Consider the following 15,149-nt stretch of genomic DNA (forward strand, 5'->3'; position numbering starts at 1 on the left):
TATGTCACGGTGGGCACACTAATCCAAGCCCGAACCTGTTGATTTTACTGAGACTTCACCCACATTAAACCAAGACTCCACCCTGAAGTGGGTGACAATTGCCTAGAATTCGCCGAGCCGCCCGGCGAGGACCGCGTCCGCGATGCGCATGCCTTCACGCGCGCCCCGCTCGTACGAGCCGACGCAGAACGTCAGCCACAGGCGAACCCCGTCCGCCGAGCCGGTCGCATACGCCGCGAGCGCCCCGACGTATCCCGCGCTCGCCTCGCGCAGATGGCCGACCTCGGGCACGCAGACTCCCGTCGGGTCGAGCCCGGCGGCCTGCACGAGGGCCCGCTCGAAACCTCGCGCCACGATCGCGTTGCCGCGCACGAAGGGCCGCATCGTCGCGATCTCCGCATGAACGAGGGCGGCGACCACCGCCACCGGCGCCTTGTCATGGCACGCGACGAGTTCATAGAGACCCCCGAGCCGCGCGGGAAGTTCCAGCGCCGGCACGGGCGCTCCGACCTCGACGAGTTCGGCACACACCTCGTCATCACGACGGGGTCGACCGACGGCGTCGGGCGACAGATCGACACCCGCCGACGACCCCGCGACGGCGACGTGGAGGCGCGCGAGGGCCTGAGCGGGGGACGTCAGCACGAGGTCCCGGGCATGCTCGGTCTCGGCGGTGGCTTGCACCGCGCCGCGCAGCGCCCGCTCGAGAGGGTCGGGCTCCTCGGGCCACGACGTCAGCCCGACGACCAGCTCACGCACGACGTCGACGGAGACCTCGGCGCCGTCCAGCGCGGCGCTGGCCCGCGCCCCGCGCACACGCGACTCGGCGGCGGCCTGCGGGATGCGTCGTCGCAACGCGTTGTGCCAGCGCAGTTCGGTGCAGGCTTCACGGGCACGATCGACGCTCTCGCCCACCTCGGGCAGGTCGGCAAGGGCACGCACGGCGTCGACGGTCGCAGTCATGGCGCAAGCGTACTCAGCGCCCCACGTTTGCTACTCGTCAGTATGCGAACCGCCCTCGACGCGCCACCCGGGCGATGCGATAGAAAAGGCATGACGCCTGTGATCCACACCTCATCGCGCCGACGATCCGGGGCCTCCCCCGATCCGAGCGCGAGCAGGCCCGGCGCCCGCCCGCTCGGCGGCCGACGCCGGAGTGTCCGAGACGAAGCAAGGAGCGCCCGCCATGAGCGAAACCCCCGACCCCACGCCCGGCCCCTTCCCCCCGAGCGAGGCCTTCACGGCCCAGGCTGTGGGCCAGGCGTCGCTGTACGAAGAGGCCGGCGCCGACCGCCTCGCGTTCTGGGCGAAGCAGGCCCGCGAGCGCCTCACCTGGAGCACGGACTTCGACGAGGTCCTCGACTGGTCCGACGCGCCCGTCGCGAAGTGGTTCGTCGGCGGTGAGCTCAACGTCGCCTACAACTGCGCCGACCGCCATGTCGAGGCGGGCAACGGCGAGCGCGTTGCCATCCACTTCGTCGGCGAGCCGGGCGACGAGCAGGCCATCACGTACGCCGACCTCACCGAGCGCGTGCAGCGCGCCGCCGGAGCTCTGCGCGCCGCCGGCGTCGAAGCGGGTGACCGCGTCGCGATCTACCTGCCGATGATCCCCGAGGCCGTCATCTCGATGCTCGCGTGCGCGCGCATCGGCGCCGTCCACTCCGTCGTCTTCGGCGGCTTCTCGGCGGACGCGCTGCGCACCCGCATCGCCGACGGTGAGGCGAAGGTCGTCATCACCGCTGACGGCGGCTATCGCCGCGGCAAGCCGAGCGCGCTCAAGCCGGCCGTCGACGAGGCCGTCAGCGGGGAGACGAGCGTGCAGCGCGTACTCGTCGTCAAGCGCACCGGCGAGGACGTCACGATGGGTGACAAGGACATGTGGTGGGACGAGGCGCTCGAGGCCGCCGAACCCGTCGTCGAGGTCGAGAACTTCGATGCGGAGCACCCGCTGTTCATCCTCTACACCTCGGGCACGACGGGGAAGCCGAAGGGCATCTTCCACACCTCGGGCGGCTACCTGACGCAGGCGGCGTACACGAACGCCGTCGTCCACGACGTCCACCCCGACACGGACGTCTACTGGTGCACCGCCGACGTCGGCTGGATCACCGGCCACAGCTACATCACATACGGCCCGCTCGCGAACGGCGCGACGCAGGTCATGTACGAGGGCACGCCCGACACCCCGCATCAGGGTCGCTGGTGGGAGATCATCGCCGACAAGAAGGTGTCGATCTTCTACACGGCGCCGACGGCGATCCGCACATGCATGAAGTGGGGCGAGGAGATCCCGCAGGAGTACGACCTGTCGAGCATCCGGGTGCTCGGCTCGGTCGGCGAGCCGATCAACCCTGAGGCGTGGATGTGGTTCCGTGACGTCATCGGCGCGGGTGAGGCCCCGATCGTCGACACGTGGTGGCAGACGGAGACTGGCGCGATCATGATGTCGCCGCTGCCCGGCGTCACGGCGCTCGTGCCCGGTTCGGCGCAGGCACCCGTGCCCGGCATCACCGCCGACGTCGTCGACGAAGAGGGCAAGAGCGTGCCGAACGGCGAGAGCGGCTACCTCGTCATCCGCGACCCGTGGCCGTCGATGCTGCGCGGCATCTGGGGCGACCGTCAGCGCTACGAGGACACGTACTGGTCGCGCTTCCCCGACATGTACTTCGCCGGTGACGGCGCGAAGCGCGACGAGGACGGCAACATCTGGGTGCTCGGCCGCGTCGACGACGTCATGAACGTATCCGGTCACCGCCTGTCGACCTCCGAGATCGAGTCGGCGCTCGTCAGCCACGACACGGTCGCGGAGGCCGCCGTCGTCGGCGCCGCGGACGAGACGACCGGCCAGGCCGTCTGCGCGTTCGTCATCCTGCGCGAAGAATCGCGTGAGAACTACGCCGTAGACGCAGCCCGCGACGAGCTCGTCCAGGAGCTGCGCACGCACGTCGGTCATCAGATCGGGCCGATCGCGAAGCCGCGACAGGTGCTCGTCGTCGACGAATTGCCGAAGACCCGTTCGGGCAAGATCATGCGACGCCTGCTCAAGGATGTCGCCGAGGGCCGTGAAGCCGGTGACGCCACGACGTTGGCCGACCCGAGCGTCATGGCTCAGATCCAGGCGGGGTTGAAGAAGTAGCTCTTCGCCTCCGGCACCCCGGCTCACCGGCTCACCGGCTCACCGGCTCACCGGCTCACCGGCTCACGATGACGGGTAACTCACAGGTAGGCGGGCACTTGCCTGCCGGCGTTGAGTTACCCGCCATCGCGTGGTGGGGCCAGTTGGACGGGGGCAGGGGCGTCCCGCGCACCGGACGTCGGATCGGACGTGGGGCGAACTCCCCTAGAATTCTCAGCAATTGGTGTGCCGGGAAGTCTGGTCGGCCGCCCGAGGAGTGCTCACGAGCCACCGGGTGCCCCTGCTCAGCGCTACCCCCGAGGAGCCGCCCATGCCCGGCAACAAGAACCCCCTCCCTCCGATGAGTGACGAGCCGCCGGAGTTCGAGGACTTCAAGACCTACGCGCACCAAGCCCCCGTCGCGACGGCAGGTCGCATGGCCAAGCGAATGTTCACCCGCGGCACGTGGCCCGAGGCGAGGCGCGTCAAGGAACTGCTCCAGACGGAGACCATCGGTGGGGTCCTGCTGCTCATGGCTGCCGTGGCTGCGCTGACGTGGGCGAACTCGCCGTGGAGCCACAGCTATGAGGTGCTGCGCGACGCGCACATCGGCCCGAACTTCCTCGGGCTCAACATGTCCGTCGCGCACTGGGCGGCCGACGGTCTGCTCGCACTGTTCTTCTTCGTCGTCGGCCTCGAGCTCAAGCACGAGTTCGTCGTCGGCGATCTCAAGAACCCCTCGGCTGCGGCGGTTCCCGTCATCGCGGCCGTGTGCGGCGTCGCCGTCCCCGCTCTCATCTACGCCGCCATCAATGCCGGTGGCGACGGCGCGCAGGGGTGGGCGATCCCGACGGCCACCGACATCGCGTTCGCGCTGGCGGTGCTCGCCGTCATCGGCTCGCACCTGCCGACGGCGTTGCGTTCGTTCCTGCTCACCCTCGCGGTCGTCGACGACCTCATCGCCATCACGATCATCGCGATCTTCTACAGCCACGGCTTCTCGCTGACGTGGCTCGTCGCGGCCATCGTGCCGATCGCGCTCTTCGGCGTCGCCGTTCAGCGGGGCCTCAAGAACCCCGTCGTCCTCGGAGTGCTCGCCATCGCCGCGTGGGTGTGCGTGCTCAACTCGGGCATCCACGCGACGATCGCCGGTGTCGTCCTCGGCCTGCTCGTGCCGGTCAAGGGCAAGCACGCGATCGCCGACCGCATGGAGCAGCGCCTGCACCCCTACTCCGCCGGTTTCGCGGTGCCCGTCTTCGCGTTCTTCTCGACGGGCGTCACCGTCGTCGGCACGAGCATCACCGACACGCTGACGGACGCCGTGACGATCGGCGTCATCGCCGGGCTCGTGCTCGGCAAGGCGGTCGGCATCTTCGGCAGCACGTTCCTCGTCAGCAAGTTCACACGCGCCGAACTCGACGACAACCTCACGTGGAGCGACGTCTTCGGCCTCAGCCTGCTCGGCGGCATCGGCTTCACCGTCAGCCTGCTCATCGGTGAACTCGCGTTCGGATCAGGCAGTTCCTCCGACGACCACGTCAAGATCGGCGTCCTGCTCGGCAGCCTGCTGTCGGCTGCGCTCGCCAGCATCGTGCTGGCACGACGCAACCGCGTCTACGCCCAGCTCGCCGAGGAGGAAGAGCGGGACGACAACCACGACGGCATCCCCGACGTCTACCAGCGCCCCAGCACTGCCTGACCCGCCCGCAGCCCACCGACACGCCTCATCCTGTGGCCCGGTGGGCGCGAAACCCCACGAATCGGTAGTCTGTGGGGCAAGTACGAATTGTCTGACGCGCCAGGCCACCTCACTCGAGCTCGAGCGAGTGCCTGCTGACAGGAGAAAACCCCATGGCTCTCAACACCACGCGAGGCACCGAGCGCACGCTGGGTCAGCTCGTCTCGGACGCCACCACCGACCTGCAGAACATCGTCAAGGGTGAGATCGACCTCGCGAAGGTCGAGATCAAGGCGGATGCGCAGAAGGCCGGCAAGGGCGGCGGGATGCTCGCTGCGGCGGGCGTCCTTGCACTCTTCATGCTCGGCTTCCTGCTGACGTCCCTCGCCTACGGCCTGTCGAACATCTTCGGCTGGAACCCGTGGGCCGGATTCCTCATCGTCGCCGGCATCCTCGCCGTCGTCGCCGCGGTGCTCGCGCTCATCGGCATCAAGGCCCTCAAGAAGATCAAGGGCAAGCCCGAGAAGACGATCGAGAACGCGCAGGCGACGGTCGCGGCCATCAAGCCCGCCAAGTGATCCACCACGTCTGACCCTCACGTCGGACGCTCGACGAAGGCGGCTCCCCATGCGGGGGGCCGCCTTCGTCATACCCGCATGATCTGGACGCCCCCAGGAACGCCACCGCTCCAGGCGACCGCCGACGTCAGCGCAGGAACCGCTGCGGCACCTGGCGGCGGTCACCGGTGTTCCAGGCGCGGGCGAGCCCCGCAGCGGTGACCACGGCGTCGAGCAGGAACGCTGTGAAACCCCACACGTACAGCCCGTCGACGGTGAACGCCGGCCCGGCGAAACCGCGCGGATGCGTCGCGGTGTGGCGATTGGCCGGATCGACGAGGTCGCTGACGCGCACCCGCGCGACGTGTGCCACCTCGATCGGGTCGAGCGCGGCGACCGGCGACGGCTGCTGCCACCACGCCAGCACCGGCGTGACGGCGAAGTTCGTCACCGTCAGCGCGACTGGTGCCAGCGCTCCGAGCACCTCGACGCCCGCCGGCGACAGACCGATCTCCTCGTGCGCCTCACGCAGCGCTGTGGCGACGGCGTCTGCGTCGTCGTGCTCGACTCCCCCGCCGGGAAACGAGACCTGCCCCGCATGCGTGCGCATCGCATCCGCGCGCTGGGTGAGGACGACATCGACGCCCCCGCCCTGCTCGTCGAGCGACTCGAGCCCCGCCAGCGCGCCGTCCGTCGGCCCGAAGAGGATGAGGACGGCCGACTCACGGGCCCCGGGCTCCGGCGACGGCCAGGCACCGCGCAGCCGGTCCGACGAGCCGAGCTCGTGGACGCGATGCAACCAAGCCGGCGCCTCGGGCGCGTCCGTCATCACGCGAGCCCCGAGTGCCGCGGGACGGTCGGAGTTCCTCGATGCCCGGTCGAGAACGAGGCGTCAGGTTCGGCGCCGTCGACGAGGAGGCCGACGAGGGCCTCACCGCCCTTCGGCACGGCCAGTTCGTACTTGAGCAGCTTGCGGGCTGCATCGGCGTCGATCTCCCCCTCGCCGAACGACGGGCACCACTGCGCCACCGGGCACACCCCGCACGCCGGGCGACGGGCGTGGCAGATGCGTCGGCCGTGGAAGATGACGACGTGGCTGAGCATCGTCCAGTCCTTCTTCGGGAACAGCGCACCTACCTCGGCCTCGACCTTGACGGGGTCTTCGGACGTCGTCCACCCGAACCGGCGCGCGAGCCGCCCGAAGTGCGTGTCGACGGTGATGCCGGGCACGCCGAACGCGTTGCCGAGCACGACGTTCGCCGTCTTGCGGCCGACGCCGGGCAGGGTCACGAGGTCGTCGAGCCGGCCGGGCACCTCACCGTCGAAGCGCTCGACGATGTCCTGGCTCAGCTTGATGACGGCGCGCGTCTTGGCCCGGTAGAACCCCGTCGGACGCAGGATCTCCTCCATCTCGGCCGGATCGGCGCCCGCGAGCGCCGCGGCGTCGGGGTAGCGCGCGAACAGCACCGGCGTCACCTTGTTGACGCCGACGTCGGTGGTCTGCGCCGAGATGACGGTGGCGACGAGCAGTTCGAGCGGCGACTCGAAGTCGAGTTCGGCTCGCGCGTACGGGTACTGGGCGATGAGCGTGCGGTAGATGCGACGCGCCTGTCGCACGAGCGCCGTGTGCGTCTCGGGGCGCGCGGCAGCACGACGCGGCATCCTGCGCGCGGGCGACGTCGAGGGCCCTGACGAGGAGGCCGCCGGGCCAGCGTCGCCGGCCGGAACGGACGGGGAAGAACTCATGCTCACACCCTAGAACGCAGCGCTGACAACCCCCTCCGACGGCCCGTGGGTGGGGGCCGTCACATCACGTCGCCCAGCAGTAAACAGCTGTGCTGTGCGGCCCGTCACGCGAAACGTGGCAGGATGGAGAGGTGGACATCGATGTTGTGCGTCAGGCCCCCCTCTTCGCTGCGCTGAGCGACGAGGATGCGCAGGCTCTTCTTCAGCGCATGTCGCGTGCGCGCATCGAACGTGGTGACGTGCTGTTCGAGGAGGGCGAGCCCGGCGATCGGCTCTACGTCATCACCTCCGGCAAGGTGAAGCTCGGCCGCCGCTCCCCCGACGGCCGCGAGAACCTGCTCGCCGTACTCGGCCCCGGCGAGATGTTCGGTGAGCTCAGCCTCTTCGACCCGGGCGCCCGCACGACGACGGCGACCGCCGTCGCCGGCACCGACCTCGTCGGGCTCGGGCACGCCGAGCTCACCGAGTTCGTCTCGACGCGCCCCGAGGTCGCCGTCAAGCTGCTCGGTTCGATCGCGCGCCGCCTGCGCCGCACCAACGAGGCGCTCGGCGACCTCGTCTTCACCGACGTTCCCGGCCGCGTCGCCAAGGCGCTGCTCGACCTGGCGAGCCGCTTCGGCCGTCAGGTCGACGGTGGAGTCCTCGTCGCACACGACCTGACGCAGGAGGAGCTGGCGCAACTCGTCGGTGCCTCGCGCGAGACGGTCAACAAGGCCCTCGCCGACTTCGCCGGACGCGGCTGGCTCAAGCTCGAGGCACGCGCCGTCACGCTGCTCGACGTCGAGCGTCTGCAGCGACGCGCTCGCTGAGGCTTCCCCCACGCGGCGAAGGCCGCCCCACCGAATCGGTGGGGCGGCCTTCGACGTCCGTCAGCGCTTGATTCAGACTTCGCCAATACGCATCAGATGCGCCAACTGCGCCGCGACGACGGCTTCGACGGCGGGGCGCAGGGCCGCGTCGACGCCGCCGTACACACCGTCGATGACGGCGTCGACGCGCGCGGCGTCATCAGCGTCGGACGGTGCCTGGGCGAGCGCGGCCCGCACCTCGTCGAGCCGCTCGTTGCGGTGATGCCGGTATGCGTCGATGACGGCGAGGGCGTCGCCGCCGACGTCGCCGTGCCCGGGTGCCAGCACGGCGCCGGGGGTTGCCTCGAGGGCCGCTTCGAGCACGTCGAGCGTCACGAGGTAGTCGGTGAGGTCGCCGTCGGGGTGGGCGATGAACGAACTGCTGCCGCCGAGCAGCGTGTCGCCGCTGAACAGCACGACATCGCCGTCGCGTTCGAGCACATACCCGACCGAATCCGCAGTATGACCGGGCGCGAAGACGACCTGGACGTCGTCGAAGATCTGCCCGTCGACGAGCGGGATACCCTGGTCGCCGCCCCAGACGCGCGCCGAGCCCCCCGCCTCGGACAGCAGCTCGACGAGCCTCGCCGCGCCGCCCTCGTGATCGTCATGATGATGCGTGAGCAGGACGCCGACGTTACTCACGCCGCGCACCGCGTCGACGAGTGCACCGACGTGCCCGTGCTCGTCCGGCCCCGGGTCGATGACGAGCGCGCGCTCGCCGCCGTCGGCAACGCCGTCAGCTCGCGTGATGACATAGCTGTTCGTGCCACTCAGCGTCATTGCGCTCGGGTTGTCGCAGCGCACGTGAAGCACGCCAGGGGGCAGTGGATGCGTGGTCGCCTGGTCGGTCACGGAAGGTGCTCCCTCAGAGGTTGATACGGGCTCGCAGGTACGGGCCGTCGGGGCCCATGAGCGGTTCGGGACGGGTCGGTTCGAACGCTGCAGCTCGCGCCTGCGTCAGGGCCTCGGACGCGCTCACGGCGCGCGTCAGCCTCTCCAGACCGGTGCGGGTCGGCGGCAGGAGCCGGACGTGACCGGCCGCCATCTCGTCGAGCATCTCCCGCGGGCGCACCCAGCGGCCACGCTGCGACTCACGCGAGACGGCATCGGCGACGGCGCCCTCCGGCAGCAACGCCGTGAAGAACCACGTGTCGAAGCGTCGCTTCTCGAACGGCGGGGTGATCCAGCGGTCGACGGCCGCGACGAGGTCGGCGCGCAGTCGCCGCCCGGCGAGCACGTCGACGAACGTCACCTCGTGCGCCTCGAGGCGCGTGCGTAGCTCGACGTCAGGCCCCGCAGCCTCGGCTGGGCCATCCGTCTCAGCTGCGAGCCCAGCGTCGGCTCCGTCGCCGACTGCGTTCCCGCGTACGTTCGTGTCGACGAGCAGCACGCCCGCCTCCTCGAACAACTCCCGCAGGGCGCACACGACGACGGCGCCTGCCGCGTCGGCGTCGATCCCGAGGTCGCGCCCCGCGTCCTCGGCGTCGAAACCGTCGAGCAACCCGGCCTTCACGACGTCCTCATCGGCTGCGTCGACCCGCCCACCGGGAAACACCCACGTCGACGGCGCGAAGTCCATCGTCGAGGCGCGCTCGATCATGAAGACCTCAAGCGGTTCACCGCGCACGAGCATGACGGTAGCCGCCTGCGAGGGCGTCGCCTCGTCGCCCGGCTCGCCCCGGCCGACGGCGTCGAGCCAGCGCATGGCCGACTCGCGGAACGGCCCGATCGGGAACTCGCGCACCTGCGACGACGTGGTCACGGGGTCCCTCAGTCGCGAACGGCGACGGTGATCTCGACCTCGACCGGTGCGTCGAGGGGCAGGACGGCCACGCCGACGGCCGAGCGCGCGTGCACGCCGGCGTCGCCGAAGACATCGCCGAGCAGGTGCGAGGCGCCGTTGACGACGCCCGGCTGGGCCGTGAACGACGGGTCGCTGGCGACGAACCCGACGACCTTGACGACGCGCGTCACGCGATCGAGGTCGCCGATGACGCTCTTGATCGCCGCGAGCGCGTTGAGCGCACACGTACGAGCGAGCTCGCTGGCCTGCTCGGCGCTGACCTCGGCACCGACCTTGCCCGTCAGCGGCAGCTTGCCGGCGACCATGGGCAACTGGCCGGAGGTGTGGACGTGGTCGCCGTCACGAACCGCCGGGACGTACGCGGCGACGGGCGCTGCGACCTCGGGCAGTTCGAACCCGAGCTCCGCGAGACGCTTCTCGATCGCGCTCATCGCTCAGGCCTTGGGGCGCTTGAAGTAGCCGACGAGACCGTTGCCGTCGGGGCCGGGCACGATCTGCACGAGCTCCCAGCCGTCCTCACCGAAGTTGTTGAGGATCTGCTGCGTGGCGTGGATCATGATCGGCGCGGTGAAGTATTCCCATTTCTGCATGCCTCCACCCTAGAGCCACCCACCACCATCACGGTCGAAGCGCCCCGAGGCAGACCCCACCCCCTGGCGGCGCGAGGCCCACCCCAGGACGGGGTGGGCCTCGCGAGCCTGCGTCAGTCGGCGCCCAGCACCTGACGATCAGGGCTTGACGTACAGCGTGATCTTCTTGCCCTTGCCGAGCTTCTGGCCGGCCGCAGGGTCGGTCTTGAACGCCTGCCCGCCGGAGACGTCACCGGAGTTCTGCTTCGACACGGTGACGAGGAAACCGGCCTTCTCGAGTGTCGACTTCGCCTCCGCCTCGCTCTTGCCCTTGACGTCGGGGACACTCACCTCGTCGCCCTGCTTGGTCGCCTTGTCGGGTTCGGCGAGCTTCGCCTTGGGCATGCCCTTCGAGATCGTGTCCATCGTCTCCTTCCACACCGGCGCCGCGATGTCACCGCCGTACAGGAAGGTGCCGATGTGCTTGCCCCCGATGGAGACATTCTTGATCGGGTTCTTGTTGTCGAAACCGCGCCCCACCCAGACGGCCGTGGAGAGCTGCTTCGTCGAGCCGACGAACCACGTGTGCAGGGATCCGTCGACCGTACCGGTCTTGCCGAAAGCTTCCCGCCCGTCGGCCAGCTTGGCATCAGAGGCGGTGCCGTCGCTGTCGAATACGTGTGTGAAGATCTTCGCCGTTCCGCGAGCCTCCTGCTGGCTGATGACCTGCTTGCACGCCTCGACCTTGAGCGCCACCGGCTTGCCGTTCGCCTGCTTGATCGAGACGACGGGGCGGGGTGCGCAGTACTTGCCGTCCGCCGCGACGGTGGCGAACGCGTTGGCCATCATCATCGGCGAGGACGAGTCGGAGCCGAGCACGATCGACGAGGGGTCGCGACGGATGTCGCGCCACCCGCCTGTGTTGAGGTCACGGGCCTGAACACCCATGAGTTTGAAGGTGTCCCGCACCTTGCACGGCCCCAGCGACGCCACGAGGGCTCCGAAGGCGGTGTTGACCGATTCGGCAGTGGCCTTGCTCAGGCTCATCGGGCCGGGCGACACCGGGTGGTCGTTTCCGACGGACCAGTTGCCGGCACCCTGACCGCACTGGCCGGGGAACGTCTTCGACGTGAAGTTGTAGACCGGGCGCCCGCCCTTCGTGCCGTTCATGGCGGGAACGTTCACCGTCGAGTCGACGGCGCGGCCCTGACGCATCGCCTCGACGATGGCGAAGATCTTCGCCGTCGAGCCGATGGGGAAGCCCGAGCGGACCCAGTCGACGGACGTGGAGAAGTGGTTCGATCCGGCGACGTCGTACTTGGCGTTCTGCGACATGGCCTGGACGAGACCTGTGCCGGGTTCGATGATGACGCCCGCTGCCTGCACGTCCGCGCCGTTGCCGACGGGAACGCGCTTCTTGAGGTTCGAGTCGAGGGCCGACATCTTCTTCGGGTCGAGCGAGGTCTGGATCGTCAGGCCGCCGGTCTTCAGCTTGGCGAGGCGCTCCTTGCGGTTCGCGCCGAGCGCGGGCTGGTCGGCGACCCAGTCGGTGACATAGTCGCAGAAGTACGGGTACTTGCTGCCCTGGCAGCCACCGCCACCGGCGACGTTCGTGACGTTCGTCTTGAGTGGACTGGCGATGGCCGCCTTGCCCTCGGCCTCGCTCACCTTGCCCTGGTCGATCATCTTCTGCAGGACGATGTCGCGGCGCTTCACCGCGGCCTTCGGGTTGTGCACCGGGTCGGTCGAACCCGGCAGGTTGACGACGCCCGCGAGCGTCGCGGCCTCGGGCAGCGTCAGATCCTTCGCCGGGTGGCCGAAGTAATGCTGGGAGGCGGCTTCGATGCCGTACGTGCCGTCACCGAAGAAGACGAGGTTGAGGTAGCTCGTGAGGATCTGATCCTTCGTGTGCGTCTTCTCCAGCTCGACCGCCATCTTGAGCTGCTTGATCTTGCGGACGTAGGCGTCGGTGCCGTGCTGCGCGACGGCCTTCTTAGCCTCTGCCTTGTCGCCGCTCTCGATCGCGGCGCGCTGGGCCGCGACCTTGACGTACTGCTGCGTCAGCGTCGAGGCGCCCTGCGTGCTCGACGACACGAGGTTCGAGGCCACGGCGCGTGCGAGGCCGCGCTGGTCGAGGGCGCCGTGCTCGTAGAAGCGCTCGTCCTCGATGGCGACCTGAGCGTCCTTCATCACCTTGGGGATGGCCGACGACGGCACCACGATGCGGTTCTCGTCGTACGGGGCGGCGATGACGGAGCCGTCCTTCGCCAGGATCTTCGACTGCTGGCTCAAGGCGTTTTCGGTGAGCGTGCCCGACATGTCGTCGAACTCCTTGACGCCACCCTTGACGCTCGCGCCCGCGAGGCCCGTGGCGGGGATGAGCAGGCCCGCGAAGAGCAGGCCCAGCGCCATCGAGGTGGCGACGAACGCGCCGAGGAGGCTGAGAACCGAGCCCATCGCAGAACGCTGACCGCCACCGTCAGATTTCTTCCAGGCTTGCTTCTTCGCCGACGCATCGGGGCCAGGAGACTTTCCACGCATGCCGCTTAGCGTATCGGAGCAGCCTGTCAAAGCCTTCGAGGCGCGGTTCGGCGCGCCCCGCGCCGACCGCGTGTACTAACGTTTTTGGTACTCAATCCCCATGGAAACTCACCAGTAACCACGCCTACTGTGCGTATAGCAACTTTTGCACGTGGCGCACGCCACACCGTCATCCGCACCAACAAGGGGAGGGCACCGATGACGATCATGGCCGAAGAAGAGACGCAGACGCCCGTCTGGGACGACAACTGGGCCGCCCGCGCCCAGTGCGCCGCGGCGGCACCTGACGACCTGTTCGCCAAGGGGGCTGCTCAGCAGTCGGCGAAGACGATCTGTCAGCGCTGCCCCGTCGTCGCCGAATGCCTCGCCGACGCGCTCGACAACCGCACCGAATACGGCGTCTGGGGCGGCATGACGGAGCGTGAGCGCCGCGCGCTGCTGCGTCGCCGTCCGGACGTCAAGTCGTGGGCGACCCTGTTCAAGATGGCGCGCGCCGACGAGGCCGCCGCAGGCATCCGCCGCGCGAGCTGAGACGTGCACGAACGCTGAGGGCCGTGCCGACCGCTGGGGTCGGCACGGCCCTCACCGCCATTCGGGCACCTGAGCCCGCAGCAAGTGATCAGCCCGCGAGCGCCTTCTTGACGGCCGCCGCGACGCGCCCACCCTCTGCCTGCTCGCCGATCTTGGGCTTGACGACGCCCATCACCTTGCCCATGTCTTTCATGCCGGATGCGCCCGTGGCGCTGACGGCCTCGGCGACGATCGCGTCGATCTCGTCGTCGCTCAGCTGCTTCGGCAGGTACCCCTCGAGGCAGGCGAGTTCCGCGTTCTCCTTCTCGGCGAGCTCGGTGCGCCCGGCGCCGACGTAGGCGTCAGCCGCCTCGCGGCGCTTCTTCGCCTCCTTGACGATGACGGCGAGCACCTCGTCATCGCTCAACTCACGGTGCTCCTTGCCTGCGACCTCGGCGTTCGACACGGCCGTCAGGACCATGCGCAACGTCGCGCTACGCACCTGATCGCGCTCGCGGATCGCGTCGGTCAGGTCGGTGTGGAGAGTGGCCTTCAAGGTGGTGGCACCGGTTGCGTTCATGCGGTCATTCTTCCACCCCGGTGCGAGAATCCCCGCATGAGTTTCCCCGCCCGCCCCCTCCCCCGCGCGCTGTCGCTGGCCGCTGCAGGCACGGCCGCCGGCGGTACGGCGGCGCTGGCCTGGGCCTCGCTCATCGAGCGCAACTGGTACGCGCTGCGCCGCGTCGAGATGCCGGTGCTCGCCCCCGGGACGGCGCCGCTGCGGGTGCTGCACGTCAGCGACCTGCACATCGTGCCGCGTCAGGAACGACGCATCCAGTGGGTGCGTCAGCTCGCGCGGCTCGAACCCGACTTAGTCATCAACACCGGCGACAACCTCAGCGACGAGCACGCCATCCCCGCTGCGCTGCGCGCGATGGGGCCGCTCATGGAGCTTCCCGGCGCGTTCGTCTTCGGTTCGAACGACTACTTCTACCCCAAGCTCAAGAACCCCCTGCGCTACTTCGACGACTCGCATGCCAAGGGCGCGGCGATGCAGACGGGTGAGTTCGACATCGCCCAGTTGCGTGACGGTTTCACCGCGGGCGGCTGGCTCGACCTCACGCATCGACGCGAGCGGGTGCGGGTGGGGGCTGACGGCGTGGCGCTGGAGCTTCTCGGCGTCGACGACCCGCACCTCGAGTACGACGACTACCCGCAGGTCGCCGGTGAGGCCGCGTCGCGCCGAGGTGAGGTGGCCGCGACGATCGGCGTCGTCCACGCGCCGTACACGCGCGTGCTCGACGCGATGACGGCCGACGGCGCGGACGCCGTCATCGCCGGTCACACGCACGGCGGGCAGCTGTGCGTGCCGTTCCACGGCGCGCTCGTGACGAACTGCGACCTCGACACCTCGCGCGTCAAGGGCGTCTCGCGCTGGTGGCCCGGCGCGTCCGGCGTCGACTCGACGCAGGCCGTGCCGATCGGGCCGGGTGCGCTCGCAACGGACGGCTCGCCCCTCGACTCCGCCGCCGAGATCGGCGAGCGCTTCGACGTCCTCGACGCCCACCGCGTGCACAACGACTCGGTCTCGCGCTCGGAGGCTACGGCGCGCGAACGGCGCCGCACCGCGCTGCCGTCGTCCGCCGCGACCGACGACGCGGCGTGGCTGCACGTCTCCGCCGGGCTCGGACACAACAAGTACACGCCCGTGCGCTTCGCCTGCCGTCCCGAGGCGACACTCATCACGCTGACGGCGAAGGCGCACTGACGAGCCCTGC

15 protein-coding genes are annotated in these 15,149 nt (G+C 69.4%); 6 read left to right on the forward strand and 9 right to left on the reverse strand.

What is annotated here, in order from left to right; all coding sequences use genetic code 11:
• Nucleotides 1-102: 102 nt before the first annotated feature.
• Nucleotides 103-963 (reverse strand): hypothetical protein, encoded by an 861-nt coding sequence (locus J4Z35_RS00420; protein WP_208065255.1) that lies wholly within the window; start codon nucleotides 961-963, stop codon nucleotides 103-105.
• A 223-nt stretch (nucleotides 964-1,186) separates the two neighbouring features.
• On the opposite strand from J4Z35_RS00420, the gene acs reads away from it, so the two are divergent.
• From acs to J4Z35_RS00435, 3 genes are all read left to right on the forward strand, one after another.
• Nucleotides 1,187-3,136 (forward strand): acetate--CoA ligase, encoded by a 1,950-nt coding sequence (gene acs / locus J4Z35_RS00425; protein ID WP_208065256.1) that lies wholly within the window; start codon nucleotides 1,187-1,189, stop codon nucleotides 3,134-3,136.
• Between the two features lie 310 nt (nucleotides 3,137-3,446).
• Complete coding sequence (gene nhaA / locus J4Z35_RS00430) at nucleotides 3,447-4,814, forward strand: Na+/H+ antiporter NhaA (RefSeq protein ID WP_243754726.1); 1,368 nt, start codon at nucleotides 3,447-3,449, stop codon at nucleotides 4,812-4,814.
• A gap of 152 nt (nucleotides 4,815-4,966) precedes the next feature.
• Nucleotides 4,967-5,371 (forward strand): phage holin family protein, encoded by a 405-nt coding sequence (locus tag J4Z35_RS00435; RefSeq protein ID WP_006943992.1) that lies wholly within the window; start codon nucleotides 4,967-4,969, stop codon nucleotides 5,369-5,371.
• A gap of 127 nt (nucleotides 5,372-5,498) precedes the next feature.
• Here J4Z35_RS00435 and J4Z35_RS00440 read toward each other — a convergent pair whose 3' ends face one another.
• Both J4Z35_RS00440 and nth read right to left on the reverse strand, forming a co-directional pair.
• Nucleotides 5,499-6,179, reverse strand: coding sequence for a CoA pyrophosphatase (locus J4Z35_RS00440; protein WP_243754727.1), 681 nt, complete (start codon nucleotides 6,177-6,179; stop codon nucleotides 5,499-5,501).
• On the reverse strand, nucleotides 6,179-7,012 hold the full coding sequence (gene nth, locus J4Z35_RS00445; protein WP_006943929.1) for an endonuclease III: 834 nt from the start codon (nucleotides 7,010-7,012) through the stop codon (nucleotides 6,179-6,181). Before nth ends, J4Z35_RS00440 begins: the two co-directional genes overlap by 1 nt.
• Nucleotides 7,013-7,227: 215 nt before the next feature.
• Between nth and J4Z35_RS00450 the strand changes: the two genes are divergently transcribed.
• On the forward strand, nucleotides 7,228-7,905 hold the full coding sequence (locus tag J4Z35_RS00450; RefSeq protein ID WP_006943962.1) for a Crp/Fnr family transcriptional regulator: 678 nt from the start codon (nucleotides 7,228-7,230) through the stop codon (nucleotides 7,903-7,905).
• 72 nt (nucleotides 7,906-7,977) lie between these two features.
• Here J4Z35_RS00450 and J4Z35_RS00455 read toward each other — a convergent pair whose 3' ends face one another.
• The 5 genes from J4Z35_RS00455 to J4Z35_RS00475 form a co-directional block, all read right to left on the reverse strand.
• Nucleotides 7,978-8,799, reverse strand: a complete 822-nt coding sequence (locus J4Z35_RS00455; protein ID WP_208065258.1) for an MBL fold metallo-hydrolase — start codon at nucleotides 8,797-8,799, stop codon at nucleotides 7,978-7,980.
• A gap of 13 nt (nucleotides 8,800-8,812) precedes the next feature.
• Nucleotides 8,813-9,709, reverse strand: coding sequence for an NUDIX domain-containing protein (locus tag J4Z35_RS00460; RefSeq protein ID WP_208065259.1), 897 nt, complete (start codon nucleotides 9,707-9,709; stop codon nucleotides 8,813-8,815).
• Nucleotides 9,710-9,717: 8 nt separating this feature from the next.
• The gene (locus J4Z35_RS00465; protein WP_144707617.1) at nucleotides 9,718-10,182 is read right to left on the reverse strand and encodes a RidA family protein; all 465 of its coding nucleotides are present in this window, start codon (nucleotides 10,180-10,182) and stop codon (nucleotides 9,718-9,720) included.
• Between the two features lie 3 nt (nucleotides 10,183-10,185).
• Nucleotides 10,186-10,341, reverse strand: a complete 156-nt coding sequence (locus J4Z35_RS00470; protein ID WP_118914533.1) for a DUF4177 domain-containing protein — start codon at nucleotides 10,339-10,341, stop codon at nucleotides 10,186-10,188.
• Between the two features lie 138 nt (nucleotides 10,342-10,479).
• Entirely contained in the window at nucleotides 10,480-12,861 is a 2,382-nt protein-coding gene (locus J4Z35_RS00475) for a transglycosylase domain-containing protein (RefSeq protein WP_208065260.1), read from the reverse strand.
• A gap of 198 nt (nucleotides 12,862-13,059) precedes the next feature.
• Here J4Z35_RS00475 and J4Z35_RS00480 point away from each other — a divergent pair, with 198 nt between their 5' ends.
• On the forward strand, nucleotides 13,060-13,392 hold the full coding sequence (locus J4Z35_RS00480) for a WhiB family transcriptional regulator (RefSeq protein WP_082740484.1): 333 nt from the start codon (nucleotides 13,060-13,062) through the stop codon (nucleotides 13,390-13,392).
• 88 nt (nucleotides 13,393-13,480) lie between these two features.
• Here the strand turns inward: J4Z35_RS00480 and J4Z35_RS00485 are convergent, their stop codons facing one another.
• Entirely contained in the window at nucleotides 13,481-13,951 is a 471-nt protein-coding gene (locus J4Z35_RS00485) for a GatB/YqeY domain-containing protein (RefSeq protein WP_006943945.1), read from the reverse strand.
• A gap of 36 nt (nucleotides 13,952-13,987) precedes the next feature.
• Here J4Z35_RS00485 and J4Z35_RS00490 point away from each other — a divergent pair, with 36 nt between their 5' ends.
• Nucleotides 13,988-15,139, forward strand: a complete 1,152-nt coding sequence (locus J4Z35_RS00490) for a metallophosphoesterase (RefSeq protein WP_208065261.1) — start codon at nucleotides 13,988-13,990, stop codon at nucleotides 15,137-15,139.
• The last annotated feature ends 10 nt before the right edge of the window (nucleotides 15,140-15,149 follow it).

Origin of the sequence: Dermacoccus sp. NHGro5 (assembly GCF_017565385.1) — a bacterium.
GTDB classification, from domain to species: domain Bacteria; phylum Actinomycetota; class Actinomycetes; order Actinomycetales; family Dermatophilaceae; genus Dermacoccus; species Dermacoccus nishinomiyaensis.

Excerpts from the sequence above, each read along its gene's own strand:
- J4Z35_RS00420 (WP_208065255.1), bottom strand. The coding sequence starts at position 963 with ATGACTGCGACCGTCGACGCCGTGCGTGCCCTTGCCGACCTGCCCGAG.
- acs (WP_208065256.1), top strand. The coding sequence starts at position 1,187 with ATGAGCGAAACCCCCGACCCCACGCCCGGCCCCTTCCCCCCGAGCGAG.
- nhaA (WP_243754726.1), top strand. The coding sequence starts at position 3,447 with ATGCCCGGCAACAAGAACCCCCTCCCTCCGATGAGTGACGAGCCGCCG.
- J4Z35_RS00435 (WP_006943992.1), top strand. The coding sequence starts at position 4,967 with ATGGCTCTCAACACCACGCGAGGCACCGAGCGCACGCTGGGTCAGCTC.
- J4Z35_RS00440 (WP_243754727.1), bottom strand. The coding sequence starts at position 6,179 with ATGACGGACGCGCCCGAGGCGCCGGCTTGGTTGCATCGCGTCCACGAG.
- nth (WP_006943929.1), bottom strand. The coding sequence starts at position 7,012 with ATGCCGCGTCGTGCTGCCGCGCGCCCCGAGACGCACACGGCGCTCGTG.
- J4Z35_RS00465 (WP_144707617.1), bottom strand. The coding sequence starts at position 10,182 with ATGAGCGCGATCGAGAAGCGTCTCGCGGAGCTCGGGTTCGAACTGCCC.
- J4Z35_RS00470 (WP_118914533.1), bottom strand. The coding sequence starts at position 10,341 with ATGCAGAAATGGGAATACTTCACCGCGCCGATCATGATCCACGCCACG.
- J4Z35_RS00475 (WP_208065260.1), bottom strand. The coding sequence starts at position 12,861 with ATGCGTGGAAAGTCTCCTGGCCCCGATGCGTCGGCGAAGAAGCAAGCC.
- J4Z35_RS00480 (WP_082740484.1), top strand. The coding sequence starts at position 13,060 with ATGACGATCATGGCCGAAGAAGAGACGCAGACGCCCGTCTGGGACGAC.
- J4Z35_RS00485 (WP_006943945.1), bottom strand. The coding sequence starts at position 13,951 with ATGAACGCAACCGGTGCCACCACCTTGAAGGCCACTCTCCACACCGAC.
- J4Z35_RS00490 (WP_208065261.1), top strand. The coding sequence starts at position 13,988 with ATGAGTTTCCCCGCCCGCCCCCTCCCCCGCGCGCTGTCGCTGGCCGCT.